This window comes from Anaerocolumna sp. MB42-C2 (genome assembly GCF_030913705.1).
In the GTDB taxonomy this organism is placed as follows: domain Bacteria; phylum Bacillota; class Clostridia; order Lachnospirales; family Lachnospiraceae; genus Anaerocolumna.
Window position 1 is genome coordinate 396,398 of sequence record NZ_CP133190.1, and the last position, 26,053, is coordinate 422,450.

The window sequence follows — 26,053 nt, forward strand, 5'->3', positions numbered from 1 at the left end:
TACCCTTAGGCCGGATTATTAATATACTAAATTAAGGATTAACCGCTAAAATTTGTTTGTTTTAAGGAACAGGCCAGTGAAAAGAGTTTCTTATCTTCAATGATTTTGCCAAGTCCATTTACTACCGTGTCAGTGGCATCTTTACAGATATTCACATTTAGTCCCGTTTCTTTGGCGATTAATTTATCCAGACCCGATATTGATGCAGACCCGCCTGTTACAAAAATACCGGAATCTATAATATCCGATGAAATTTCAGGGGGAGTTCTTTCTAATATTATTCGGATAGCATCAACGATTGTAGACAGATATTCCGTTATGGATTCATATACACTGGCTGAATTTATCTCAACTTCTGCGGGAAGACCGGTAACAACATTACGTCCGTAAACTTTAATACTGTTATCTTCCATTGGTAAAGCAGATGCCAACTCCTTTTTAATACCCTCTGAAGTTTTATCTCCGATAACCAGGTTATAATTTTTCTTTACGTAAGATTTAATGGATTCATCCAGACGGTTACCTCCAATAGGGATCAACTTACTAATAACTATCCCGCCCAGGGACATAATGGAAACTTCTGTTGTATCAGCACCGATATCCACCACCATAACCCCTTTCGCATTAGTTACGTCAAGTCCGATTCCAATAGCATCTGCAATAGGTTTTTCAACTATTTTTATATTCTTAGCCTTGAAATTAGAACTTGCAACCAGATCAAAAAATGCTCTTTTCTCCACTTCTGTTATATCTGAGGGGGTTGCTACGATAACAGCCACTGCCGATAATTTTTTGCTTTTTTTATTAATTTTACGTATCATATAATTTAATAATTCTAACATATTAGCTATATCAGCAATTACACCATTTTTTACCGGATAACTTACGTATATGTTAGAGGGTGCCTTTTCATACATTTCAAAAGCTTCATTACCAGCCGCTATCACCTGTTTACGATTTGCAACCGCTATCATATTTTTTTCATCTAAGATGATCCCATCATTTTTATGATATATTTTAATGGTACTAGTTCCAAAATCAATACCATATACCTTTCCTGCCATACCTGTTGTCTCCTTCCAAACTTGTTAACCGACGTAAAATACTACTTTTACACACAATTGCATGTATTGTTCATCAGAACCGAGTGGCTGACAGCCACAAAATTTATTATTTTACTCTACCACCCTAAAATATTATCAGATTCAAGATAACTGTACTATATATAACCAGGTTAAATATAACCTTGCTCACTTAAGCTTATATATTTATTATCTCCAATAATAATATGATCCATAAGTTTAATTCCAATTAAATTTCCAGCTTCTTTCATTCTTTTTGTAATTTGAATGTCTTCCATACTGGGAGTAGGATCACCGCTTGGATGATTATGCAGTAAAATAACAAATACCGCTTCATATTTTAAAGCATTCAAAAAAATTTCCCGGGGTGATAATAAGGAACTGTTTATCGTGCCGGTAGAAATTATCATATCTTTTAAAATCTTACTTTTGGAGTCTAACATGATAAGCAGAACTCTTTCCCTTGATAAATGCCGCATGTCCTGCATATAATAATGAGCAACCGCTTCAGGAGTGTTCATTTTCAATCTTCCCTCATTGGTTGCTTTCGCCATACGTTTTGTCAATTCGGCAATACATAACAACTGAATTGCTTTCACTCTTCCGATACCTTTTATTGACTGCAATTCATTCATATTCATATGATTTAACCCAATTAACCCGGGATAACTTCCAGAATAACCCAAAACTCTGGTAGCTAAATCTACTGATCTTTCATTCCTTGAACCGGAACGAATGATAATAGCCAACAGCTCTGCATCTGACAAAGCAGACGGGCCTGATTTTTCATACTTTTCATAAGGTCTTTCAGAAACAGGCAACTCTTTCACAGTATAATACTTTTCTATCATATAACCTCCCGTTTATTCTCTCTCCAAGAAAATAAATAGGAAATCTATTCTAAAGCTTGCGATATATTATTATGGCTAAGACTACACCTATAATGCTGGCAATTGTAATCTTGATCGATAACCCGAAGCTAATAACCATAACTCCTAAATTTAACCGTATAATTCCGGCACCATTCGTATCTCCGAGACTAAAGTTTTGTCCGTAGTTTAACCAGGATAATCCTGATACATCTTTAGCCAGATATCCGATAAATCCACCTAATACTATACCAGCTAAAATCAACAGTAATAATGCCCATGAGTTCTTACCGCTTACTCTTGCCATAACAATATTACCTCCAAATACCAGATTTCTATTGTCCATTCTAACATAATTCATCACGTTTGTATACAAAAATAGCATAAAATACCTAAGGTAACTTTGATTATATTAGCACATTACCTAATATTCTTGTATTAAAAAGTACTTCTACATTTCATTTATATGAAGATGTATAAAATCGTTTTAACTGTTATTCTACACCTTAATAGTATCAGCATATAGTTATCCTATTAGCATATAAAACATATTATAGAATCATCTATCTAAATGAATTAAATTCTCTTCATATAATTTCTGTACCGACATAAGAATACCGAATTTCGCATGATACCAGGTCAGCCCTCCCTGGAAATAAACCGCATAAGGAGGTTCAATTGGTGCATCCGCACTCAGTTCTATGGATGCGCCCTGAATAAATGCCCCGGCGGCCATAATAACATCGGAATGGTATCCCGGCATAGCCCATGGTTCCGGAGTTACAAAACTATCTACCGGCGCAGCAGCCTGAATTCCTTTGCAGAAAGCAACTACTCCCTCCGGAGTTCCTAAGGTTACTGCCTGTATAATATCATGTCGGGATTCCGTACCATTTGGTATAACGGGAAAACCTAGCTTTTCATAAATATTAGCCGCATAAATAGCGCCTTTTAACGCGCCGGAAACTACAACGGGTGCCAAAAATAATCCCTGGTATAATGAGCCGTTAATACCCAGTGTTGCTCCGACTTCTTTGCCAAGGCCGGGAGCTGTTAAACGATACGCCGCATTATCCACAAATTCCTCTTTCCCTACGATATAACCGCCGATTGGCGCTAAACCGCCTCCCGGGTTTTTAATCAGGGAACCTACGCAGAGATCGGCACCTACATCCGTTGGTTCCGTAATTTCTACAAATTCACCATAGCAATTATCTACCATACAGATAACATTAGGATTTATTTCTTTTATAAAATGAATTAATTCTCCAATTCGCTGTACTGACAGTGTCGGCCTGGTTTGATATCCTTTGGAACGCTGTATGGTAATTAACTTCGTGCGTTCATTCATTGCTCCCCGGATTCCGTCATAATCAAAACTTCCATCAGGCAGTAAATCAACCTGAGAATAGGTGATACCATATTCTGCGAGAGATCCGGTTAAACGCCCTGCTCTCTTGCCCTGCTCGGCTGTTACGGATTCATTCTTTCCATTGGCAGGCTCTTCTTCCGTATCCGTACTTATTCCAATTACTTTCTCTAACGTATCATAAGGTTTCCCGACTGGTGATAAAATCTCATCTCCGGGTCTTAAATTACCGGATAAAGCTATAGTCAAAGCGTGTGTCCCACTGATCAACTGTGGTCTTACCAGCGCGGATTCGGTGTGAAAAACATCTGCGTAAACTTTTTCCAAAGTATCACGTCCAAGATCATTGTAACCGTAACCGGTTGTTGCGGCAAAATGTATATCGCTAACACGATTATCCTGCATTGCTTTTAAAACCTTCAGCTGATTGTACTCTGCTACTTTATCAATATCCTCAAACCGTTTTATTAATCCGTTTTCAACAAAACTGCAGTAATTTAAAATAACTTCATCAATATGCAAATCTTTATACATTTGTTTATATAAATTATCCATGTTTAACCTTTCTCTTATGAGATCATATCAGTTTTTAAAGACGCAAGGAAAGCGTATTATATTAATAATTAGAAGTCTGCTTCTGATTAGTTATATGATGTTTTTTTTCTTGATTTCCTGTAGAAGTACTTCCAATATTTTATTTTCATCATTGATATATTCCTGTTTATTTATCCAAATAACTTCCTTTTCCCGTTTGAACCAGGTAAGCTGTCGTTTTGCAAAGTGTCTGGTATCTCTTTTTAAGGTATATACCGCATCTTCCAGAGAAAATTTCCCTTCTAAATATGAGATAATTTCCTTATAACCTAAACCCTGCATAGAAACCATATCTTTCGTACATCCCTTATCCAGTAAAGATTCTACCTCTTTTACCAGACCGTTTTCTATCATTAAATCAACCCGTTTGTTTATTCTTTCATACACAATTTCACGTTCATTGTTTAATACGATATAACAGAAATTGTAAGGTGATTCATTCTGCCGCTGTTCTTCATTATGTTCTGATATCCTGCTGCCGGTCTGATAATAATATTCCAATGCCCTGATAACTCGTTTCACATTATTCGGGTGAATCGCTTTTGCCGATCCAGGATCAACTTCATCCAGTTTTTGATGGAGAGAAGCTGCACCCTCCTTTACGTATAGTTCTTTCAATTGCTTTCGGTAAATCGTATCTTCACCGTTATCTTTAAAATCGATACCATAAAGGACTGCCTGGATATAAAAACCGGTGCCTCCCACTATAATAGGAATCTTACCTTTAGAATAAATTTCATTCATATACTTTACTGTAAGTTCTTTAAATTTAACTACATTAAATTCTTCTTCCGGCTCCAGTTCATCTATCAGATAATGTTTAATTCCCTGCATTTCATTGATAGTGATTTTCGCAGTACCAATATCCATATCTTTATATACCTGCATGGAGTCTGCAGAAATGATTTCTCCATCAATAGCTTTTGCGAGTTGAATGGATAATTCTGTTTTACCTACAGCTGTAGGTCCTGTTAGTATAATCAAAGGTTTCTTCATGTTTTACACCCATTGCATATCGCAGGCCTGCCTGCGATACTGCCACAAATAAAAAGGAGTGAAAGAATCACACAGTGGTAACCTTTCCTTTTCAAAATTTTCTTTCACTCTTACCTCGCATTCCGTCGTTAACGGCAGCACAAAATCTGATGAAAAAAGTTCAAAATGAGTTTCAATGTGATTATTTTGAATATCTTCAGAGTGATATGTTTTTCTTTCACTCTTTCCGTACACCGTTGTTTTCATCACACTACCAAACATGTTCTGCAAAGCATCATCTCAAATAATGGAGGAAGAAGTACAAAATGAAATTCCTAAAATTTCATTTTGGAGTTCTTCGAAAGAATTTTGGCCTTTTCAAAATTCTTATTCACACTTAAGTATCCGTTATTTATACAATTCTTTTAAATTTTTTCTCCAATTCATATTTGCTCATGGAAATAATCGTCGGTCTCCCATGGGGACAGTGATAGGGATTATCTAAGGTTAATAATTCCTCAATTAATGCCCCAGCCTCCTCACCTGACAGCCGGTGATTCCCTTTTACTGCCGCTTTACAGGACATGGACGCAATTTTTTCCAGAATCAGTTCCGGCGTATCATTATATACCTCCTGGGCGAATCCGTCAATAAGTTCTATTAATATTTCATACTGTGCCAAACCAAATAAGTCACTGGGTACAGCCCGGACAGCGTATTCTTTTCCGCCGAACGCTTCAATCTCAAAACCGATATTATTTAGAGAAATAATATGTTTTTTAAGTGCTTCCTCTTCCCGCATGGTCAGCGACAAAATAATCGGAGGTTCTAAAAATTGGGATGTATAAGTCTTTTCCTTTAAAGATTTCATAATCTTTTCATAAAGTACTTTCTCATGAGCTGCATGCTGATCTATATAAAACAACTTGTCACCGAATTCAACAATCCAATAAGTTGAGAAAACCTGGCCGATGATACGGTGGCTTTTTATCGCTTCTTCCGATAGAAACGATAATTGCTCTGCACTGTCTATAACTTGCGGCTCCTTATTATATTCCGGACTGTCCGTTAAAACTTCCGTTACCTCCTCTTTCTGAATCTTATTTTGTGAGGAAAGAATTTCTTCTTTTACATAAGCCGGCGCATCGCTTACCACTTCATTCAATTTGCCTATCTCTGTTTCTCTTATTAAAACCTTATCTTCTGCAGAATATTTATTTTGAAATCCTGATTCTATTGTTGTAGAATAGTTTCCTTTTACATGATTTTCATTACTCTTAAAGTTTGCATTTCCATCGCTCCGGTTAGAATTGATAGAATCTTTATTCTGATTTTTATAACTTTCCTGTCTGGACGGAGGATTATTTAATTCACCGTTATACTCCTGCCTGCGTTTTTCTTCAAAAGGTTCGGGAATTTTTTGATCAATTTTGATTTCCTGTTTTTCTTCCGTTAAATGTACGGCAGGAATCATTTCTTTTCCTTCCAGCGTACTTTTTATCGTATGGTAGAGAAGCTGATACAACTCCTCTCCGTTTTTAAAGCGTATTTCTAATTTGGCAGGATGTACGTTGACATCGATTAGTTCACTTTTGATTCGAATATGAAGAGAAGTAAAAGGATATCTGTGAAGCATGATAAAGGGTCTGTAAGCTTCTTCTATCGCCTTGCTGATTAAAGTGCTTTTTACGTATCTTCCGTTTATATAATAATTTTCATAGTTCCGATTACCCCTGGATACTAACGGCTTTGCAATATACCCTTCAACAGAGATCTGTTCATTACTGCTTTCTGCTAATAACAGGTTTGCCGTAATATCACGGCCGTAAACATTATATATAATATCTTTTAGATTGTTATTTCCTGAAGTATGCAGCCTGATCTGTCCGTTGTTTATGAATTTAAAGGAGACATCCGGATGAGATACCGCCAAGCGCTCCATTAAATCATTTATGTACCCCGCTTCGGTTACAGGGGATTTAAGGAATTTTTTTCTGGCCGGTGTATTATAAAAAAGATTGCGTATTATAAATGTCGTACCGTTAGGACAACCGATATGTTCCAGACTTTTTTCTTCTCCGCCGGCAATTAAATAACGCAGTCCGGTAAAACTCTCACTGGTTTTTGTGACTAATTCTACCTGGGATATAGCTGCTATACTTGATAAGGCCTCTCCTCTGAATCCCAAACTGGTTACCTTAAGTAAATCTTCTGCTGTCCGTATCTTACTGGTTGAATGACGCAGGAAAACCAGCGGCATATCCTCTTTTTCAATACCGGAACCGTTGTCTGTAATACGTATAAAACTAATACCGCCCTCTTTTATTTCCACCGTAACTGCATTAGCACCTGCATCAATTGCATTTTCCACTAATTCTTTCACTACAGCAGCAGGACGTTCGATTACCTCTCCGGCTGCAATCTGATTGATTGTATTTTCATCTAATACGGTTATCTTAGGCATAGCTTAACCTCCTGTCCTACAGACGACTTTTGATCTTTTGCTGTATCTGGTATAACTTATTCATAGCTTCCATAGGAGTTAACGTATTCATATCCATTTCTTTTAACTCCATAATAATATCATCGTTTGAACTCAAGTCAAATAAGGACATCTGATCCGGAATTTCTCCATGCCGCTTTTTCATTTTGGCTGTGAGATCGGACATGTTTTGTTCTCTTAGGATAATTTCTTCTTTGTCTTTCACAGGAACTTTTTTATCTATATTTATGGATCTGGCTTTTTCAGCAATATCATTTTTACTTAATTCATCAACGATTTCGTGGGCACGTTTTAATACACTATCCGGTACACCGGCTAATTTTGCCACCTGAATACCATAACTTTTGTCCGCTCCGCCCTTAATGATTTTACGCAGAAAAATAATATCTTCACCATGTTCTTTTACAGCGATACAATAATTGTTAACACTGTCAAGTTTCCCCTCTAATTCCGTCAATTCATGATAATGAGTAGCAAACAGCGTTTTAGCACCAAGCAATTTTGGATTACTGATATGTTCCACCACGGCCCATGCAATACTTAATCCGTCAAAAGTACTGGTACCTCTACCGATTTCATCTAAGATCAGGAGGCTGTTCTTGGTAGCATTACGCAAAATATTTGCCACTTCTGTCATTTCAACCATAAAAGTACTTTGACCGGAAGCTAAATCGTCAGAAGCACCGACCCTGGTAAAGATTCGGTCTACAATACCGATCTCGGCATGGGCCGCCGGTACAAAACTTCCAATCTGTGCCAATAATACGATTAAAGCAGTTTGACGCATATAGGTAGATTTACCCGCCATATTGGGACCGGTGATAATAGAAATACGATTTTCTTTATTATTTAGATAGGTATCATTGGTTACAAACATATCATTCGATAACATCTGTTCAACCACAGGATGCCTTCCGTCTTTAATATCAATCACACCGTTTTCATTGATGGATGGTCTGGTAAAATTATTCCGTTCTGCAACCAATGCCATGGAAGCAAATACGTCGACCTTAGCGATTGCTTTCGCCGTTTGTTGGATCCGGTGTACCTCGTTCCCAATCTTATCCCTGACTTCACAGAAAATATCATACTCAAGGGAATAAAGCTTATCCTCAGCCCCTAAGATGACATCTTCCAGTTCTTTTAATTCTGGTGTAGTGTATCTTTCTGCATTAGCCAGAGTCTGCTTTCTTATCCAGGTATCAGGTACCAGATTCTGGTAAGAATTCGTTACCTCCAGATAATAACCAAATACCCGGTTAAATTTAATTTTTAAATTTTTGATCCCTGTATTTTCTTTTTCCTTGGTTTCCAATTCGGCAAGCCATGTTTTTCCTTCCGTTTTGGCTTTCCGTAATTTATCTACTTCCTCATGATAGCCGTCCTTAATAATACCGCCTTCCTTAACGGCAAGAGGCGGCTCTTCCACGATAGACTGTTCTATTAAATTAAAAATATCTTCTAACGGATCTAATTCCGTATAGATTTGTTTTAATAATTGACTGGAAGTATATTCAAGAAGTCCTTTAATATATGGCAACATGGATAAAGAAGATTTAAAAGATATTAAATCTCTGGGGCCTGCACTTTTATAACTGATACGGCCGATTAAGCGTTCCAGGTCATAAATGGGATTTAAATATTCTCGAATCTCTTCTCTGGTTATTACAGTATTATTTAATTCGGCAATCGCATCCAGTCTTTCATTAATTTCACTCTTATCTATTAACGGCTGCTCCACATAACTTCTTAATAATCTGGCACCCATGGCAGTTTTGGTTTTGTCAAGTACCCATAACAGGGAACCTCGTTTCTGCTTTTCTCGTAAGGTTTCCACTAATTCCAGATTTCTTCTTGTTGAACTGTCTAATAACATATATTTACTGGTGCTATAAGGGGTTAGTCTGGTTAGGTGGCTTAAGGAGTTTTTCTGGGTTTCATATAAATACTGCATAACGGCTCCTGCCGCAATCACTCCAATAGTATAATCCTTTACTCCAAGCCCTGCAAGGGAGGATACTTTATAATGCTCTTTTAAAGAATTAACACATAAGTCATCATCAAAATACCAGGGTTCTAAATCAGATACCGATATCTGCATCCGGTTTTTTAGATCTTCTATATCAACTCCGCTTACCATAAATGTGCTGTTACATATAATTTCAGAGGGATTGAATTTATTAATTTCATCTAAAAGTTTCCGATCCGTATCTACTTCCGTAACATAAAAATCTCCGGTAGTTACATCTACGGTTGCGATTCCATAAGCATTTATGGTATGTACGATTCCCATTAAATAATTATTTTTACTTTCATCCAGAGCCTGGGGATTTAAATTGGTTCCGGGCGTAACTATACGAATTACCTCTCTTTTTACAATCCCTTTAGCAGCTTTTGGATCCTCCACCTGTTCGCAGATTGCCACACGGAATCCCTTACTGATTAATTTATTCAAGTAACTTTCTACCGCATGATAAGGTATCCCGCACATGGGAGCACGTTCCTCTTGTCCGCAATTTTTGCCGGTTAAGGTGATTTCTAATTCTTTTGAGCAGGTTAATGCATCCTCAAAAAACATTTCATAAAAATCCCCAAGACGGTAAAAAAGAATGCAATCTTTATATTGATTTTTAATTTCCATATACTGCTGCATCATAGGTGTTAATTCAGCCATATTTGTTCGTCCTTCCGTATCTTCCTGATTCATGTTTTATCTTCTAAGTTTATTCTAACCGGAAGAAACTTTTCTCTTGTTTCCTGCCGATTCTATTTGCGTGAAAAATTAGCAAATGTTTATGCCCTTAAGAAAATGCACATCTCTTTTGCAGCTTCCTAAGCGATTGAACAACTCTCTTAATGTCCGCAAAAAATACAGCTTACCGGATAACATCGTCTGCTAAATTATCCCCGTCTGCTGCAGTAGTTGCTAATACATCGCATCTTTCATTCTGCGGATGTCCGTCATGGCCTTTCACCCATATAAACCGAACTTTATGAGGCTCTATGGCTTTTAAAAGTCTCTGCCACAGATCTACATTTTTCACCGGTTCATTTTTACCTCGTTTCCAGCCTTTTTTTATCCAGCTCTCAAGCCAATGCTCATTAAAAGCTTTGACTAAATATTGTGAATCAGAATATAAATCTACTTCACAAGGTTTTGTCAACGCTTCCAGTCCAATGATGGCTGCCATTAATTCCATTCTGTTATTCGTAGTTTTTTTGAAACCACCGGAATATTCTCTCATATGTTCCGTTCCATTCGAATCTATATATACTAATATAGTTCCATATCCGCCTGGTCCATCCGGATTACCTCTTGCAGCTCCATCGGTATAAATTGTTACTTTCATTTACTTCCTCCAAAAAAATGCTTGCTTTTACTATAATCTATTCTGTTAACATTTCAAACTTCAGATTCATCTGGTCAAAATTCAAAGATATTATATCATAATTGCAAAAGTAATGCAAAAACTGTTCTGTTAATGAAAAATTATATACAATTATCGGTGAAAATCACTCTCCAATAATTAAATCAGATGCATACGGAAGTGTATGTATCCAATCACATACAATATGCCACTCATTTAGCTTATGATTTTTCCTAGAGTGATAGATATTCAAAAGGGTTTCATAATTTAAGGTACAGGTTCTTAGCTGGTTATAGCTGGACGGTAACAATTGAATCATATTATACCAAATAGTTTTATCTTTATTTTCGATATATCTGATTCTTAATTCTTCTAAGTATTTAATTAAAACTAAGAATAGTTCTTTCGATTCTGTGTTTAGTTGATCGTAACTAAAATCATCCAATTCAAATGATTTACTATGTATTTTATGCATGGTGCTGGTGGAATTAGATACTGTTGCAACTTTATAAGTATCAAACTCCTTCCACCAATATAAGGGTGCGGTAATATCTACAGACACCAAAATCTGACGTATAAATTTCCGATGGTCACTTCCGGCACGACATAGTTTTTTAACCAGTGCTAAATCTTGTTCACCTAATACATACGATCCATCTGCTGAATAATAACTGTCACTCTTCTCCCAGCTGTTCATAGGGTTTCTTGCACCCCGTATGGAATTGTCCAAATTCATTACACTCGTTTTATCAATTATTAACATATACCCTCCAATAATTTCGACATTTTTAACTCTTGATACGATTGCCATCTTTCGTAGTGGCCATTTCTGCCATGCCATATATAATGGTATGAAAAGGAACAAGTGAATCCCATATAAAACGGTTATTATCTACCGAAGATTCTCCGCAGTCTATAATCTTAGTATGTTCTCTTAGGTGCTCTAAAGTGTCAATAACCGGTTTTAATTTATCATGGGAAATAGAATCACTAAAATCACTGATATTCTCTAAGATAGTATCTACAAATACATGAGCTATGATCTCTATAGCCAAAGAGTGGTTACTTATCTTTAGGGGTTTCTCGAATATAGTTTCATAGGTGTTTAAAATATGCTGAGATAAAAAATAAGAACCATGAGATGGTAATTCCAGGAAATTCATCAGCATATCGTCAGCTTTAATACGAACCACACTATCCTCATATTGAATCGATATATTGCTAAAGTCTTTATTCCACATTTCCATATTAATGATTCTCCTTTGTATTACTTAGTGTTACGACAACCAATTCCGGCCTGTTAAAGATTCTTACAGGTATTACACTATTGCCAAGTCCCCTGCTCACAACCATAGAGGTACTTATTTTTAAGGTTAAGCCGCTTGTATATTTTGGTAAAAACCCTTGATTCGGAGCATAAATTCCGCCAACAAAAGGTATTCTGAACTGTCCGCCGTGGGCGTGACCGCAAAACACCAAATCAATCTTATTCGCAGCATAAATATCTATTAACTCAGGCCTATGGGATATTAAAATCTTAAATGTATCAGCAACTTGATTTGATACCGAATCTGCCATTTTACTTAAGCATTCATTGATTTCTTCCTTTTGCGTTAATGGAAATGGATCGCCTAATCCCATAAGAACAATTGATTTCTTATTTCTGGTTAACAACATAGCTTGATTATCCATTATAACGGTACCGGCTTCAAGCAACTGTTTCTTTAATTCTGAATATTTATCAGACCATTTTTCATGATTACCGGTTACAAAATAGACAGGAGCAATTTTTAAAACCTGTCTTATATAATCCATGGAAATATTTATATTAGTATGGTGGCTATCAATCATGTCACCGGTAATAACAATTATATCCGGTTTTATTTTTTTAGTCAGTTTCACTAATTTTGCCTGGTTCCGTCCAAATTCTTTATTATGCAAGTCAGAAACCTGTAAGATTTTAAACCCTTGAAAAGCCTCAGGTATTTTTTCATTTGAATACGGAATAGTGGTAATTGTTATGTCATTATTTTGCCAATAGAAAAACAGAATCAGTGAAACGAATGTAGAAATTAATAATAATCTATTCTTCTTAATATATAATCTTAATTTCATCTACCTTTCCTTTCAGTATTACTAATTCAGATTCTTTATTATCTTATTACTAGCCCGTTTAAAACGAATTATCTATGCCGTTCTATGCATAACTCAACTAAATATACTAATAAAGTTATTTCTATTAATTCAGTTTATCTTAATATATCCCAGGTACCCTCCTCTAAGAAATGATTGGCACTGCTGGCAGCATTATCTATGATATCTTGTGAATATCCCATAACACCAAGGAGTTTAATTGCATTTTTAGAGATGGCCCTTCCGGAAAATAATTTATAATCAAATAAAACATTATTATCAACCACCTGTTCCTGGAAATGGTAATTCGAATAATAATTTTCCAAAATATGCGTTAATTCAATATCATGTGTTGCCGCAAAACACATGGCATTTCCCTGCGATAAACTGTATAATATCTGAGAGGATGCCGCTATACGTTCCAAGGTATTCGTTCCTCTTAACACTTCATCAACAAAACATAAGGTAGGAACTTTGTCATTGAGACGGTCTAATATTCTTTTTAATGATTTTATTTCAACTATATAATAACTTTCTTTGCTGAAAATGCTGTCCTGCAATGCCATGGAAGATGCTATCTGGAAAAAGCTCGCTTTATAACTTTTACTCATGGAAGTGTAAATCGTTTGTGACAGGATTGCATTAATAGCAAGGGTTTTTATAAAAGTAGATTTACCGGATGCATTAGAACCGGTAATTAGTACACATCGGTTTTCGTTAATAGAATTCGTTACGGGATCTTCAATCATTGGATGAAATAAATCTGTTACGTTAAGAAACGGAACTGAATCCTTAGTAAATTCAGGAATACAGTAGTAATCAAGCATGGTCCTAAAAGAGGCGACTGCAATCATACTGTCCAAAATTCCAATCTTAACATACATTTCATTTAACACAGCACGATTTTGCTTAAATGTGTTTAACATTGAATTAAACTTGATTAAATCTGTATGAAATAACATTCTTTCATAATCTAAAATCAGATCCAGCAAATCACCGTTGGGATTTTTACCGGCAACTACTCTGGAACCTTTTTTAAATTTTGAAAACTGAGAACGTGCTTTCTCCAATTGTTCCGTATAAGTTTTAATTTCCGGTATTTCCAGTTTGGTTATATCCTTTACCGAATTTAACAAACGGATTATATAAGAACAAACACTGAAGTATGAGTCAATTTCTGCCTTACGTCTATAGTACTGAATTATGTTATTGGCTACCATTACAAAAGTTAAAAAACCACCTGCTGCCGGATTAATGAAAATAAGCAAGATAGCTGCTATTAATCCGCCGGCCATAAAATAATGGGGAAGGCTGCTTTTTAATTTTAAATTATCTAATTGATTAATATATTCATAAACTGAAATATGCCTCAATTTACCCATTCCACGTAAAGCCACCTGTAACAGAATCCTTTTATCTTCATTTTTTTGAAAAAATTCAATCAGGCGGTTACGTTCTAATAAATCCTCTTCGTTAAATTCAATTTTTCGTAAAACAGAATATAGATACTCCTCACCCATTGCGCTTCCCGTATTGTTAATCAGCATAAAGATCTGATCCATATCAATATCGTTCCATGTAATATCATCAACATCCTGGCTATCTTCTTTAATGGATCGGTAATAACTGGATAGAGATTTTAAGGTCTCGTAAGTATACTCCTCTTCAGGTATCTGTCCCCATTCACTTTTAAATTTTTGTATTAATTTAATTCTGTTGTTTTTCTTATCATAAATGCTTTTCCCTATAAAAGCTGCAATAACCGCAAATCCAATAATTATAAAATCCATATTTCTCCTTACCGTATGCTTTCGCATAACTCCCCTGACGGGTTTGTTTTTCTTATGTTTTATTCTGTATAAACATCATTCAAATTATTATAAATTTTACAGTTCATTATGTCAACGTTTTCTCATTTACATATATTATAATATTCTGATTTAAATTAAAACTAATTAACTATATTAGCGTGCATCCCATCGGTCGTGCTTCTAATTCATGGGGAAGTTTGCAGGACTTTCCTCGTATGAAATAAAGCAAGGATGGAATTCTAAGAATTCCATCCCGTAAAATAATTTTTTAAATTATTACTTAATCATTAATAAATCTTACTACTTTTATTGGAGATCTGTAATACATATTCGAAATCTTAATACCCGTTCTAGGGTTACTTGCATGAATAACCTGACCATTACCAATATACATGGCAACATGACTGATATAACTTCCACTTCCATAAAAGACCAGGTCACCAGGTCTTACCTCTGATGAATTAATCGAGAATCCGGCAGTAGCCTGCCCTCTGGATACTCTTGGGAGATAATAACCAAAATGCGAATATATTCCTCTGGTAAACCCGGAACAATCAACTCCGTTTGTTAGACTATCACCGCCCCAAACATACGGATTACCTAAAAATTGTTTTGCGAATGCAACCATATCCGCTCTTACCCCGGATACTCCGGCCTGTAATTCTTCAACCGTAACAGCTTTTTGCAACGCATAGGACAAATCGATATACTGTCTGGCTACATACCCTTCGTCACTATCAATATTAACTTTAATCCAATCGGTACTTACTTCTTCCACTTCTAATTCTTCATCTATCGGTACGCTTGTGAGAACTTCAGATAATAGACTTTCATCTGTTCTGACATTCAATGTCTCCGTATTAACAGTAGCGATTAAACTTCCAACTTTCTTAGCAAGTTTGACTGCTTTATCTCCGGTAATCAAATAAGATTTCATTACATATCCGGTAACCTTACCGGATTTTATCTTAGCCCATCCATCCTTATCTACGTCTAAAATAGTACATCCTGCATTCTTTGGTAACTTTCCAATTATCTTCTCATCTTCGCCCGGACCGCTTCTAATGTTCAAGTGATTTTCTACATCTGCAATACCTAAATTACTATAATCATAAGCTGCAACACTGGATTCCAGGGTTGCTATCGTTATCTCAGAAGCAGCGGCAGTGTTGCCTGAATTATAATAATTGTCCAATGTAACCGTTATTCCTGCAATAGGTTGCTCCCCATATACAGTTTCAGCACTTGAAGTTTTAGAATTTATTGCAATTAAAGCGGTTCCAGCGATACATAGGCATGAAATCTTCAGAAACTTTGCATTTACTTGGTTCATCGGTTTCCTCCTTGGAACATTAATTTAATATGTACCTGTAACAGTTTTATCTAAGTTGTTACAAATATATTAAATTTATTTCTAACTTATTATAGCAATAGTTCATAAATTTGTCAACTATGTGTCAGAAATATTTTACAATTTTGTTAAATCGAATAATATTTTTGTAATACTGTAAATTATAGGTAAAAACAAATCATATCTTCTCACCTACCACCAAATACAATTTTTATTTACGACTTAGTTTATGTGCAGCAACTAGTAAGTCCTTTCATAGTAATATCATAATATCATAAGACCAGGGAATTTGGATAAGTTTAGAAAATCCATTGAAAGCATCCGTTTCCTATGATATAATCTCTAAAGTTATGACTACTAAGAAAGCTGGTAAACAAATGAAAATACTTACAAATTTCCATCATGAACGGGACTTTAACTTCTTTTTGCTTGCAGGACTATTCTCTGGAATTGGAGCAGGCATTAATACATCCATTTTCAATAATTATTTAAGTGATATCTTCAAACTATCCGAAGATACCAGAGGGTTCCTTGAAGTACCCAGAGAAACACCGGGCTTTTTAATTATGATAGTTCTGGCAGTATTAAGTTCACTCGGCGATGTACGGATTGCGATGCTTGGTATGGCGGCCGCAGGAATGGGTATGCTTGGACTCGGTGTGCTCTCGCCCACCTTTGCAGTCATGATCATCTGGATGATGATGTACAGCCTGGGTACACATATGATCATGCCGGTTACTCCATCCATTGGCATGTCCTTGTCCAATCAGGAATCCTTCGGAGCCAGACTTGGAACTGTCAGTGCTTTTGGCTTGTCCGGTAGTATTATTGCTTATGTCTATATTTTCTTGGGCTTTAATTTTTTACATATGACTTATCAGACTGCTTTTTTGACCGGCACTGTTTTCTATATGTTTGCTGCTTTTGCAGTGGCGATGATGAAAAAGGGCGGACCGGACGTCAGAAAAGTAAAATTTGTATTCAGAAAACGTTATTCTCTCTATTATGTACTGGCTGTCGTCAGCGGAGCAAGAAATCAAATATTTTTGACGTTTGCCCCCTGGGTACTGATTAAGGTGTTTGACGTTAAGCCTCAGATGTTTGCTATCTTAGGAATGGTGGTTGCCTTTATCAGTATAGGCTCACGGAAACTAATTGGTAAATTGATTGACAACCGTGGTGAGCGGTTCGTACTGACTTTGGAAGCGGTTCTGTTATTAGCCATTTGTCTCGGATATGCCTTCTCGGGCAGAATTTTCTCCGCCAGTGTCGCCGTGATAATTATCGCCGGCTGTTATGTCATTGACAATTCCATGTCTGCGGTAGAAATGGCGCGTTCAACTTATGTACGTAAAATTGCCGTAGATCTTGCCGACGTGACTCCGACGTTGTCAACTGGTGTAAGTCTGCAGCACATCGCCTCAATGGTCATTCCTATTTTCGGCGGTCTTTTATGGATGGAAGTCGGATATCAGGCTGTATTTATGGCTGCTGCTGTTATCGCGCTCTTGAACCTGATTCTTTCCAGAAGAATTAAGATTGTATAAAATACTTAAACCAGTATTCACTGCAGAAAGGTTTCAAATAATTCCAGTCGGTTCCTTCTCAAAGCTGTTATTCTTAAGCTTACGCTACACTGCCAGCCTCTAACCTACTGCTGAACAAAAAATTCAGTCGAAGCATGAACTTCGACTGAAAAGTTAAGACCCAAACCTATTACTTAAGCGCCGTAAAGAAGCGGATACTCGCTTATAAGATTAGATTATAATACAGATAATTCCTCCATTGCTGTCATTAATAATCTTCTGCATCGTTTCCTGAAGTTTTAACTGGCTTTCATCTGTCATCTTATTAATCTTAGTACTAATCCCCTCATCTACTAATTGCTGAATCGATTTTCCATAAATATTAGTTTCCCAAATACCATTCGCATTTTCTGCTGAATTCTTTTTAATATAAGCAATCAGATCATTTGCCTGCTCTTCACTGCCGACAATAGGAGCAATCTCCGTTTCGATATTTGCATTTATCATGTGTATGGATGGTGCCTTAGCTTTAATCTTTACACCGAACTTATTACCATGTTTCATAATCTCAGGTTCTTCGATGGTAATTTCATCCCTGGTTGGCGCAACTACTCCATACCCTCTGGAACGCACCTGGTTGCAGGCACTGCTTACTTTTTGATATTCATTTTTCATATCAGCAAGTTCCCTGATGGTACTGATTAACTGATATTCATCCGCAATTGGAACACCGATTAAATCACTCAGTATTGTATAATAATAATTATCATCAAATTCTACATTGACTTTGACTTTACCGTTTTCCATTTCTATTTTATCGATATTAAATTTTTTAACATACTGGCTGTCTGTTGTTAAATTATCTGTTCTTGCATCACGGATTAAAGATATTTTCTTTAGCAGCTGCTTCACTGATTCTATTAAATCCATTTTCAGCCAATGATCATCGGGTAACATCTCAGCCCATTTTGGTATGTAAAAATTAATTTCGGATACTGGAAAAACAGATAATATGTTAGTCATAATACGATGAATATCATCTTTTTTTAATTGCTCACAGTTAACCGGCATAACCGTCACATTATATTTCACCGCTATATCATTTGCTAAATTTAGTGTACTTTCGGAATAAGGCCTATTGGTATTGAGTAAAACAATAAACGGTTTTCTAAGTTTCTTTAATTCCGCAATGGTTTTTTCTTCCGCCGGAATATAATTATCTCTTGGAAGATCGCCGAAGCTTCCATCCGTTGTTACAACAATACCTATGGTTGAATGATCATTAATAACTTTCTGGGTTCCGATTTCTGCTGCCTGGGTAAAGGGTATTTCATAATCAAACCACGGCGTTTTTACCAAACGCTCCTGCTCATTTTCAATATGACCGGAAGCTCCCTCAACCATATAACCCACGCAATCGATTAGACGAATGTTAACTTTTGTATTATCCCCCAATTGAATCTCCGCGGCTTCTTTGGGTATAAACTTTGGTTCAGTAGTCATTATGGTTTTACCGGCAGCACTTTGGGGCAATTCATCTATTGCCCTTTCTTTGTTATGTATATCCTGAATATTTGGAATAACCAATAGATCCATGAATCTTTTGATAAAGGTAGATTTTCCCGTCCTAACCGGCCCCACCACACCTATGTATATGTCACCGCCTGTCCTAGCCTTAATATCATTATATACGTCGTATATCTGATTCGATAAGTCAAGTGACGAAAATTGCTCTAACATATGCCATCCTCCTTTCGGTTCTAATTAAACATATGCTAGAGCAAACTTTTTTATTCTATAGTTGTATATTACATTTATATAATTTTTTTCTTGAAATGAATTTAAGAGATATTATTTTATATTCAATTAAATTTCGACTATTATTTATATTCTACAATCAGTATAAAATATACCGCTTATTTATTCCATTTTAATTCGCTATATTCTCTTCTTTTATCTCGAAGCAGTAAATCGGCAACTGCTTCTTCTGCAGATTTATTTTCAAACAGAACCAGATTAATCTGTTCTACAATAGGCATTTCTACATTATATTTCTTAGCCAGTGCAAGCGCTGCCTTTGCGGAATAAACACCTTCTACAACCTGCTTTACTTCTGCCATAGCTTCACTCATGGTATATCCTTTCCCAATGAGATAACCGGCATTACGATTACGGCTATGCTTACTTGTACAGGTTACAAATAAATCGCCGACTCCGGATAAACCTGCAAAGGTTTCAATCTTCCCCCCCATGGCAACTCCAAGGCGACTAATTTCTGCAATACCTCTTGTCATAAGAGCAGCTTTTGTGTTATCGCCAAAGCCTAACCCATCTGCTACACCAGCGGCTAATGCAATGACATTTTTAATGGACCCTCCAAGTTCAATACCAATTACATCCGGACTGGTATATACCCGGAAACGTTCACTCATAAATACATCCTGAATAAAATAAGCAGTGGCCTTAGAATCAGCTCCAACTACACAAGTTGTAGGAATTCCCCTGCTTACTTCTTCCGCATGACTTGGCCCAGACATAACAGCCACATCCGCGTTATTTAATTCTTCTTTTAATATATCCGTTAGTGTATCAAGGGTTGTTTCTTCAATCCCTTTTCCGACATTAACAACAATTTGAGTTTCTTTAATAAATGGTCTTGCCATTTTAGCTGTTTTCCTTACATATGGAGAGGCTACCGCAAATACAATTAAGTCTTTCTCCTTACAGGAACTTTCCAAATCATCGGAAATAGTTACAGAATCCGGAAGTTTTACGCCGGGAAGTTTATCTTTTAGTTCCCTTTCATTCTTTAAGAGTTCTACTTCTGCCGGCAAAGCAGACCAAAGTGTAACCTCATGTTCATTATTTCCTAATAATATTGCTATAGCAGTTCCCCAAGCTCCAGCTCCTAAAATGCTTACCTTTGCCATTTATTTGCCTCCTTATTTTTCAATCTTTACCTTTTGTCCAATTTTATTTTCAGTTCCGTTTAAAAGCCTTGTTATATTGGAACGATGTTTAATAAAAGCTGATATTGTAAATACCAAGCTGACAATAAGCATATGTAAGTTACCCGGATACAGAATTAATATCCAAACCGGAAAAAGAACGGATATCATTAAAGACCCAAGTGATACATATCTGGTTATAACTACAACAATGACAAATAAAATGAATGCAGCAACACCAAGGCGCCAGTCAAAAGCAAACATAACCCCTCCGGTTGCCGCAATTCCCTTTCCGCCTTTAAACTTAAGCCAAAACGGGAAATTATGTCCCAGTACAACCCCAAGTCCTGCATAAAGAGGCAGCAATTGTCCGTAATTGTCGTTCTTAATGATAAAACGAACCAGTAAGACAGGGATAATTGCTTTAACCGCATCACCTAAAAAAGTCAAAAATCCTGCCTTCCACCCCAGCGTTCTAAGGGCATTCGTCGTACCGGCATTTCCACTACCGTAATTTCTGATATCAATATTATTTGCCTTACCGATAACATAAGCGGTTGAGAAGCATCCGAAACCATATCCAATGATTAAGCAAATCAATATTAAAAGTAGCATATTATTCTTTTTCCTTTCGCTCCCTAATAAAAAACTTCAATGATGTACCTTTAAAACCAAAGGCTTCCCTGATTTTATTCTCTATATACCTGGTATAGGAAAAATGCATCAAGGATTTATCATTAACAAAAATAACAAAAGTCGGCGGTTTAACGGAAACCTGCGTGATATAATAAAGTTTTAAACGTTTTCCTTTATCTGAGGGCGGCTGTTGAAGTGCAACTGCTTCCATCATAATTTCATTTAATACACCCGTTGCGACACGAAGATTCTGATTTTGAATTACCTGCTCTATTAAATCAAATAATTTAGGCAGTCTTTGACCGGTCAGTGCTGATATAAATATCATCTCTGCATATGGCATGTAGGAAAGGGTTTCTTTTATCTTGGCCGTGTACTGATAAATAGTTTTATCATTTTTTTCAATAGCATCCCATTTATTGACTGTTATAATAACACCCTTACCCCGTTCATGGGCAATACCGGCAATCTTAGCGTCCTGCTCCGTAACTCCTTCTTCCGCATCGATTACAATTACAACTACATCTGCACGTTCAACGGCAGATACGGTTCTGACAATACTAAAGCGTTCAATATCTTCCTTAATTTTACTCTTTCTGCGAAGACCTGCCGTATCAATAAATACATACTCTTTTCCATGATATTTCACTGTGGTATCGATTGCGTCTCTTGTAGTTCCTGCGATATCAGAAACAATAACCCGTTCCTCACCGATTAATTTATTAATGATGGAGGATTTACCTACATTGGGTTTACCAACGATGGCTATTCTCGGCCGTTCATCTTCCTCTTCTGTCATATCTTCCGGACGGAAATGTTTAATCACTTCATCCAGCATGTCTCCCAAACCCAGTCTTGAGGCTGCGGAGATTGGCATAGGATCTCCAATTCCTAAATTATAGAATTCATATACATCCGGCATTAACTTTTCAAAACTATCCACTTTATTTACGACTAAAACAATTGGTTTCGTAGAACGTCTTAACATATCTGCCACTTTAAAATCATCATCTACGAGACCTTGCCTTACATCTACAATAAACATAATAACATCTGCGGTATCTATAGCAATTTCCGCTTGTTGTCTCATATAGGAAAGTAATACGTCATCACTCTCTGGTTCAATACCACCGGTATCTATCATGGTAAATTGCTTGTCCAGCCAGGTCACATCCGCATAGATACGGTCTCTTGTAACACCTGGAACATCCTGAACTATGGCAATTCTCTCTCCTGCAAGAACATTAAATAAAGTTGACTTTCCTACATTAGGCCTGCCAACAATTGCTACTATCGGTTTACTCATATTATTTTCTCCTTATGTCTTAATTCACTACAGCATTGATTAAGGACTTTCCGTCTGATTGTACAATACGGATTTCAGTTTGTAAAGTATTTTTCAAATCATCAACCGTAATATCATCCAATAATACATTTTCACCGTTACGCAACAGTACGTCAGGTAGTATCAGATAATCCCCTAATTCTTTTTCTTTTAACTGGTCCATTATATCTTGACCTGTTAATAATCCCGCTACTGTAATTTCTTCTCCAAAGAACTTATTAACTATAGTATATACGGTTATTTGAATATTAGGATATTTTTGATTTATTTGAGCCATTAAAGTTTTGAGAATAGGTGCAGCAAGTATACCAGTTGCCATAGATACAGTTTTTGTACGATTATCACCTTTCATTGTAGTGTAATAATCATCAAATTCGTCCATTAAAGAGCGGACCATACCAACTCCATTTTCAATCTGTAAATATCCCTCATAATTATCTGCATCCGGAATCGGTAGTTCAGCCGTAATATACCACTCATCACTGGCATGTATAAATCGTGTACCGTATTCATTATATAAAGTATTCTGCCAATAATGAATTATATTAAGTACTTCCAAGGCGTCCTCTTTATTGAATTTCTCAAGATGAGTTAAATTATCCCGGTATTTCGTTAAACCTACCGGAACAACAGATACGCTTTGCATATGAGGAATATATGCCGCTAAGTCATGTATGGAACGAACTAATTCTTTACCGTCATTTATTCCCTTGCAAAGTACAATCTGCCCATTCATGGTAATACCGGAATCAAAAAGCTTTTTTATTTTATCCAAAGCTTCACCTGCAAAGCGGTTATTTAACATCTCACAGCGCAGTTCTTTATTTGTAGTGTGAATGGATATATTGATTGGTGATAATTTATAAAATATAATACGGTTGATATCCTCCTCAGACATATTTGTTAACGTAATATAATTACCCTGTAAAAAGGATAATCTTGCATCATCATCTTTAAAATATAAAGTTTCTCTCATTCCGGGAGGCATTTGATCGATAAAACAAAACATACATTTATTTCTGCAGGAACGATAGGAATCCATTAAACTTTCTTCAAATTCAATTCCCAAATCTTCCTCATACTCTTTTTCTATTTCTAATTCCCATTCTTCACCATCAGGCTTTCTTATGAGTAAGACTAAATACTCGTCATTTACAGCATAATGATAATCAAAAACATCTTTTATTTCTTTCTCATTAACGTACAGCAGACGATCTCCGGGTTCAATTTCCATTTCTTCGGCAATACTTCCTGCTGCTACAGTTTTAATGAGATGACCTTTTTCATTCATTGTAAATCTTGTCCTCTCTAATTTTTACCTTATTAGTATAGCAGTTGTACTAAAAATTATCAAATGAATTTTCTTTCGGATTAGGTAGTTTATACTATTTTGATGGAGAATCAGACGGACACTTTGCCTGGAAGGTTATTGAAAGGGAGGAGGGATGGATTTCACATTTTCACATAGTTTTATGTTCTCAATACTTTGTATAGTTTATAATTCAGTTTCAAAGTTTCATTAATTTGTATTAAGTTATACTTTATGGTATTATGTGGTTATTGGTTTTGATATTAGTTTTTAGTATTAATAATTGGTTCTTTAGTATTAATTGTTATTTATTATTTTTAATATTAATTATTTTTATGTTATTTAGTATTTATAATTGTAGGATTAATCTGATAAAAGCTTTCATAAAATACGTATTGATTGAACTATCCAAAACCTAATTATTATTAAATCTTTATTACTTATTATATATTTATTCGGGAGGGTTATTTATGAATATCACACTAAATCATACTATTTCAGTGAAAGATTATAATATGCTTCGTAAAGCGGTTAATTGGCTCACTTTGGAAGAAGAGCAGGCAAGGCGCGGAATTGATAATACTTATTATTCAGTGTGTGCCATAGACGGTGATAAAACGATTGGTATGGCAAGGGTTATCAGTGACGGCGGTTATGTTGTTTATATTGCGGATGTTATCGTTTTACCGGAATATCAAGGTAAAGGTGTTGGACAATTAATAATGGAAGATGTTATGAAATACATCTATGAGGTTATATCTGACGGAGCTCCGGTTATGGTAAATCTTATGTCCGCTTTTAGTCGTGAAAGTTTCTATGAACAGTTTGGTTTTGTGAAACGACCGACCAAGGAAGTTGGCGCAGGTATGTTTCAATGGGTCAATTTAAACAATTAATCCCTATAACTCTAGTCTAACCTGACTTTCATTTGAAAATCAAATAAATCAGTATTTTCAAATATTCTATTTATTCAAAAAATATTGTGAAATATTTTTAAATACAAATATTTTGATTATTTTGAAATTTCCTATTGACCGTGACCTAACGTAATCCCATATAATTACATCACAAACCAATAAGGAGGATGTAATTTATGAAAACTTATCTAGTAACCGGAGGCGCGGGTTTTATCGGCTCAAATTTTATACTTTATTTATATCAGGTATATGGAAATGATATAGAGGTTATTAATCTGGACCTTCTAACTTATGCCGGAAATCTTTTTTACCTTAAAGCTATTGAGAACGATCCTGACTATCATTTTATTCAAGGGGATATTTGCAATACAAAGCTGGTGGAAGATATTATGAAAACCTATGATATTGACTATGTGGTTCATTTTGCAGCAGAATCCCATGTAGACAAAAGTATCAAAGATACTGATGTATTTGCTAAGACCAATATTATGGGGACATTAAATTTATTAAATTGTGCTAAGAAATCATGGGAAATTGACAATGGATTTAAAACCGGTAAAAAATTCTTATATATCTCCACAGATGAGGTATATGGTGAATTAGGCAAAGAAGGGTATTTTACGGAAACATCACCAATTTCACCAAGAAACCCTTATTCTGCAAGTAAAGCAAGCGGAGATATGATGACAAAAGCCTATTCCGAAACCTACGGTTTCCCAGCTGTTAGAACGAGATGCTCCAATAACTTCGGACCGCATCAATTTTATGAAAAACTAATTCCCTTATATATTAAAAACTGCCTGCTAAATAAAAAGCTGCCTGTATACGGGGATGGCAGTGCTGTTCGTGACTGGATCTATGTTTCAGATCATTGCAGCGCCATTGACTTAGTCCTTCAATCCGGTAAGCTGGGTGAGGTCTACAATATCGGCAGCCACAATGAAAAAACAACCTTGGAAATTGCAAAGACAGTTACTGAAATATTAAAGAATGAATATACTATTAAAATTCCCGAGGATAGGATTGCTTTTGTAAAAGACCGGAAAGGCCATGACCGCAGATATGCAATTGATTCCTCCAAAATAGGCAGGGAATTAGGTTGGAAACCATGTAAAACCTTTGATGAGGGTATCAGGGAAACTATAAAATGGTATCTGAATCATATGGATGCTATTAAAGATTGATTTATTTGAAGTTTAATTATATATGAACAAGATTTGAGTGTCAAAAGACATATAGATAATTTACATTAGTCCTATGCCCCTCTACACCGCTTTTGCCACTCAAAAATCTATACAGAAAGCTGTGAAAGGCCGG

General features: G+C 36.0%; 22 protein-coding genes. 3 read left to right on the forward strand and 19 right to left on the reverse strand.

Annotated elements, in window-relative coordinates:
• Positions 1-38 precede the first annotated feature (38 nt).
• The 14 genes from RBU59_RS01775 to RBU59_RS01840 all read right to left on the reverse strand — a co-directional run bounded on the left by RBU59_RS01775 (position 39) and on the right by RBU59_RS01840 (position 16,037).
• On the reverse strand, positions 39-1,064 hold the full coding sequence (locus RBU59_RS01775) for a rod shape-determining protein (RefSeq protein ID WP_308146171.1): 1,026 nt from the start codon (positions 1,062-1,064) through the stop codon (positions 39-41).
• A gap of 170 nt (positions 1,065-1,234) precedes the next feature.
• The gene (radC, locus tag RBU59_RS01780; RefSeq protein ID WP_308146172.1) at positions 1,235-1,933 is read right to left on the reverse strand and encodes a RadC family protein; all 699 of its coding nucleotides are present in this window, start codon (positions 1,931-1,933) and stop codon (positions 1,235-1,237) included.
• 49 nt (positions 1,934-1,982) lie between these two features.
• Positions 1,983-2,258: a DUF4321 domain-containing protein gene (locus tag RBU59_RS01785; RefSeq protein WP_308146173.1), complete on the reverse strand. Its 276-nt coding sequence runs from the start codon at positions 2,256-2,258 to the stop codon at positions 1,983-1,985.
• Between the two features lie 252 nt (positions 2,259-2,510).
• On the reverse strand, positions 2,511-3,875 hold the full coding sequence (locus RBU59_RS01790) for a methionine gamma-lyase family protein (protein ID WP_308146174.1): 1,365 nt from the start codon (positions 3,873-3,875) through the stop codon (positions 2,511-2,513).
• Between the two features lie 90 nt (positions 3,876-3,965).
• Positions 3,966-4,910 (reverse strand): tRNA (adenosine(37)-N6)-dimethylallyltransferase MiaA, encoded by a 945-nt coding sequence (miaA, locus tag RBU59_RS01795; protein WP_308146175.1) that lies wholly within the window; start codon positions 4,908-4,910, stop codon positions 3,966-3,968.
• Between the two features lie 3 nt (positions 4,911-4,913).
• On the reverse strand, positions 4,914-5,156 hold the full coding sequence (locus RBU59_RS01800; protein ID WP_308146176.1) for a hypothetical protein: 243 nt from the start codon (positions 5,154-5,156) through the stop codon (positions 4,914-4,916).
• A 145-nt stretch (positions 5,157-5,301) separates the two neighbouring features.
• Entirely contained in the window at positions 5,302-7,353 is a 2,052-nt protein-coding gene (gene mutL / locus RBU59_RS01805) for a DNA mismatch repair endonuclease MutL (protein ID WP_308146177.1), read from the reverse strand.
• A gap of 16 nt (positions 7,354-7,369) precedes the next feature.
• Complete coding sequence (gene mutS / locus RBU59_RS01810; RefSeq protein WP_308148525.1) at positions 7,370-10,066, reverse strand: DNA mismatch repair protein MutS; 2,697 nt, start codon at positions 10,064-10,066, stop codon at positions 7,370-7,372.
• A gap of 202 nt (positions 10,067-10,268) precedes the next feature.
• On the reverse strand, positions 10,269-10,742 hold the full coding sequence (gene rnhA, locus RBU59_RS01815; RefSeq protein WP_308146178.1) for a ribonuclease HI: 474 nt from the start codon (positions 10,740-10,742) through the stop codon (positions 10,269-10,271).
• Positions 10,743-10,905: 163 nt separating this feature from the next.
• A complete protein-coding gene (locus RBU59_RS01820; protein WP_308146179.1) occupies positions 10,906-11,523 on the reverse strand; it encodes a hypothetical protein in 618 nt (205 codons plus the stop codon).
• Positions 11,524-11,548: 25 nt separating this feature from the next.
• Positions 11,549-12,007, reverse strand: coding sequence for a hypothetical protein (locus tag RBU59_RS01825; RefSeq protein WP_308146180.1), 459 nt, complete (start codon positions 12,005-12,007; stop codon positions 11,549-11,551).
• A gap of 1 nt (position 12,008) precedes the next feature.
• Complete coding sequence (locus tag RBU59_RS01830; protein WP_308146181.1) at positions 12,009-12,875, reverse strand: metallophosphoesterase; 867 nt, start codon at positions 12,873-12,875, stop codon at positions 12,009-12,011.
• Between the two features lie 134 nt (positions 12,876-13,009).
• Complete coding sequence (locus RBU59_RS01835; protein ID WP_308146182.1) at positions 13,010-14,683, reverse strand: MutS-related protein; 1,674 nt, start codon at positions 14,681-14,683, stop codon at positions 13,010-13,012.
• A 301-nt stretch (positions 14,684-14,984) separates the two neighbouring features.
• The gene (locus tag RBU59_RS01840; protein WP_308146183.1) at positions 14,985-16,037 is read right to left on the reverse strand and encodes a C40 family peptidase; all 1,053 of its coding nucleotides are present in this window, start codon (positions 16,035-16,037) and stop codon (positions 14,985-14,987) included.
• A gap of 395 nt (positions 16,038-16,432) precedes the next feature.
• Between RBU59_RS01840 and RBU59_RS01845 the strand changes: the two genes are divergently transcribed.
• Positions 16,433-17,602, forward strand: a complete 1,170-nt coding sequence (locus RBU59_RS01845) for an MFS transporter (RefSeq protein WP_308146184.1) — start codon at positions 16,433-16,435, stop codon at positions 17,600-17,602.
• A gap of 210 nt (positions 17,603-17,812) precedes the next feature.
• On the opposite strand, the gene spoIVA is transcribed toward RBU59_RS01845, so the two are convergent.
• From spoIVA to RBU59_RS01870, 5 genes are all read right to left on the reverse strand, one after another.
• Positions 17,813-19,321, reverse strand: a complete 1,509-nt coding sequence (gene spoIVA, locus RBU59_RS01850) for a stage IV sporulation protein A (RefSeq protein ID WP_308146185.1) — start codon at positions 19,319-19,321, stop codon at positions 17,813-17,815.
• Positions 19,322-19,497: 176 nt separating this feature from the next.
• Positions 19,498-20,511 (reverse strand): NAD(P)H-dependent glycerol-3-phosphate dehydrogenase, encoded by a 1,014-nt coding sequence (locus RBU59_RS01855; protein ID WP_308146186.1) that lies wholly within the window; start codon positions 20,509-20,511, stop codon positions 19,498-19,500.
• A gap of 12 nt (positions 20,512-20,523) precedes the next feature.
• Complete coding sequence (gene plsY, locus RBU59_RS01860) at positions 20,524-21,144, reverse strand: glycerol-3-phosphate 1-O-acyltransferase PlsY (RefSeq protein WP_308146187.1); 621 nt, start codon at positions 21,142-21,144, stop codon at positions 20,524-20,526.
• Position 21,145: 1 nt separating this feature from the next.
• The gene (gene der / locus RBU59_RS01865) at positions 21,146-22,471 is read right to left on the reverse strand and encodes a ribosome biogenesis GTPase Der (RefSeq protein WP_308146188.1); all 1,326 of its coding nucleotides are present in this window, start codon (positions 22,469-22,471) and stop codon (positions 21,146-21,148) included.
• Between the two features lie 19 nt (positions 22,472-22,490).
• Complete coding sequence (locus RBU59_RS01870; protein ID WP_308146189.1) at positions 22,491-23,801, reverse strand: DUF512 domain-containing protein; 1,311 nt, start codon at positions 23,799-23,801, stop codon at positions 22,491-22,493.
• 488 nt (positions 23,802-24,289) lie between these two features.
• On the opposite strand from RBU59_RS01870, the gene RBU59_RS01875 reads away from it, so the two are divergent.
• Both RBU59_RS01875 and rfbB read left to right on the forward strand, forming a co-directional pair.
• Entirely contained in the window at positions 24,290-24,715 is a 426-nt protein-coding gene (locus tag RBU59_RS01875) for a GNAT family N-acetyltransferase (RefSeq protein WP_308146190.1), read from the forward strand.
• A 197-nt stretch (positions 24,716-24,912) separates the two neighbouring features.
• Positions 24,913-25,920, forward strand: coding sequence for a dTDP-glucose 4,6-dehydratase (rfbB, locus tag RBU59_RS01880; RefSeq protein ID WP_308146191.1), 1,008 nt, complete (start codon positions 24,913-24,915; stop codon positions 25,918-25,920).
• The last annotated feature ends 133 nt before the right edge of the window (positions 25,921-26,053 follow it).

Excerpts from the sequence above, each read along its gene's own strand:
- spoIVA (WP_308146185.1), bottom strand. The coding sequence starts at position 19,321 with ATGTTAGAGCAATTTTCGTCACTTGACTTATCGAATCAGATATACGAC.
- RBU59_RS01790 (WP_308146174.1), bottom strand. The coding sequence starts at position 3,875 with ATGGATAATTTATATAAACAAATGTATAAAGATTTGCATATTGATGAA.
- mutL (WP_308146177.1), bottom strand. The coding sequence starts at position 7,353 with ATGCCTAAGATAACCGTATTAGATGAAAATACAATCAATCAGATTGCA.
- der (WP_308146188.1), bottom strand. The coding sequence starts at position 22,471 with ATGAGTAAACCGATAGTAGCAATTGTTGGCAGGCCTAATGTAGGAAAG.
- RBU59_RS01845 (WP_308146184.1), top strand. The coding sequence starts at position 16,433 with ATGAAAATACTTACAAATTTCCATCATGAACGGGACTTTAACTTCTTT.
- RBU59_RS01775 (WP_308146171.1), bottom strand. The coding sequence starts at position 1,064 with ATGGCAGGAAAGGTATATGGTATTGATTTTGGAACTAGTACCATTAAA.
- RBU59_RS01830 (WP_308146181.1), bottom strand. The coding sequence starts at position 12,875 with ATGAAATTAAGATTATATATTAAGAAGAATAGATTATTATTAATTTCT.
- radC (WP_308146172.1), bottom strand. The coding sequence starts at position 1,933 with ATGATAGAAAAGTATTATACTGTGAAAGAGTTGCCTGTTTCTGAAAGA.
- rnhA (WP_308146178.1), bottom strand. The coding sequence starts at position 10,742 with ATGAAAGTAACAATTTATACCGATGGAGCTGCAAGAGGTAATCCGGAT.
- RBU59_RS01800 (WP_308146176.1), bottom strand. The coding sequence starts at position 5,156 with ATGAAAACAACGGTGTACGGAAAGAGTGAAAGAAAAACATATCACTCT.
- RBU59_RS01875 (WP_308146190.1), top strand. The coding sequence starts at position 24,290 with ATGAATATCACACTAAATCATACTATTTCAGTGAAAGATTATAATATG.
- miaA (WP_308146175.1), bottom strand. The coding sequence starts at position 4,910 with ATGAAGAAACCTTTGATTATACTAACAGGACCTACAGCTGTAGGTAAA.
- RBU59_RS01840 (WP_308146183.1), bottom strand. The coding sequence starts at position 16,037 with ATGAACCAAGTAAATGCAAAGTTTCTGAAGATTTCATGCCTATGTATC.
- RBU59_RS01835 (WP_308146182.1), bottom strand. The coding sequence starts at position 14,683 with ATGGATTTTATAATTATTGGATTTGCGGTTATTGCAGCTTTTATAGGG.
- plsY (WP_308146187.1), bottom strand. The coding sequence starts at position 21,144 with ATGCTACTTTTAATATTGATTTGCTTAATCATTGGATATGGTTTCGGA.
- RBU59_RS01820 (WP_308146179.1), bottom strand. The coding sequence starts at position 11,523 with ATGTTAATAATTGATAAAACGAGTGTAATGAATTTGGACAATTCCATA.
- rfbB (WP_308146191.1), top strand. The coding sequence starts at position 24,913 with ATGAAAACTTATCTAGTAACCGGAGGCGCGGGTTTTATCGGCTCAAAT.
- mutS (WP_308148525.1), bottom strand. The coding sequence starts at position 10,066 with ATGGCTGAATTAACACCTATGATGCAGCAGTATATGGAAATTAAAAAT.
- RBU59_RS01825 (WP_308146180.1), bottom strand. The coding sequence starts at position 12,007 with ATGGAAATGTGGAATAAAGACTTTAGCAATATATCGATTCAATATGAG.
- RBU59_RS01855 (WP_308146186.1), bottom strand. The coding sequence starts at position 20,511 with ATGGCAAAGGTAAGCATTTTAGGAGCTGGAGCTTGGGGAACTGCTATA.
- RBU59_RS01785 (WP_308146173.1), bottom strand. The coding sequence starts at position 2,258 with ATGGCAAGAGTAAGCGGTAAGAACTCATGGGCATTATTACTGTTGATT.
- RBU59_RS01870 (WP_308146189.1), bottom strand. The coding sequence starts at position 23,801 with ATGAATGAAAAAGGTCATCTCATTAAAACTGTAGCAGCAGGAAGTATT.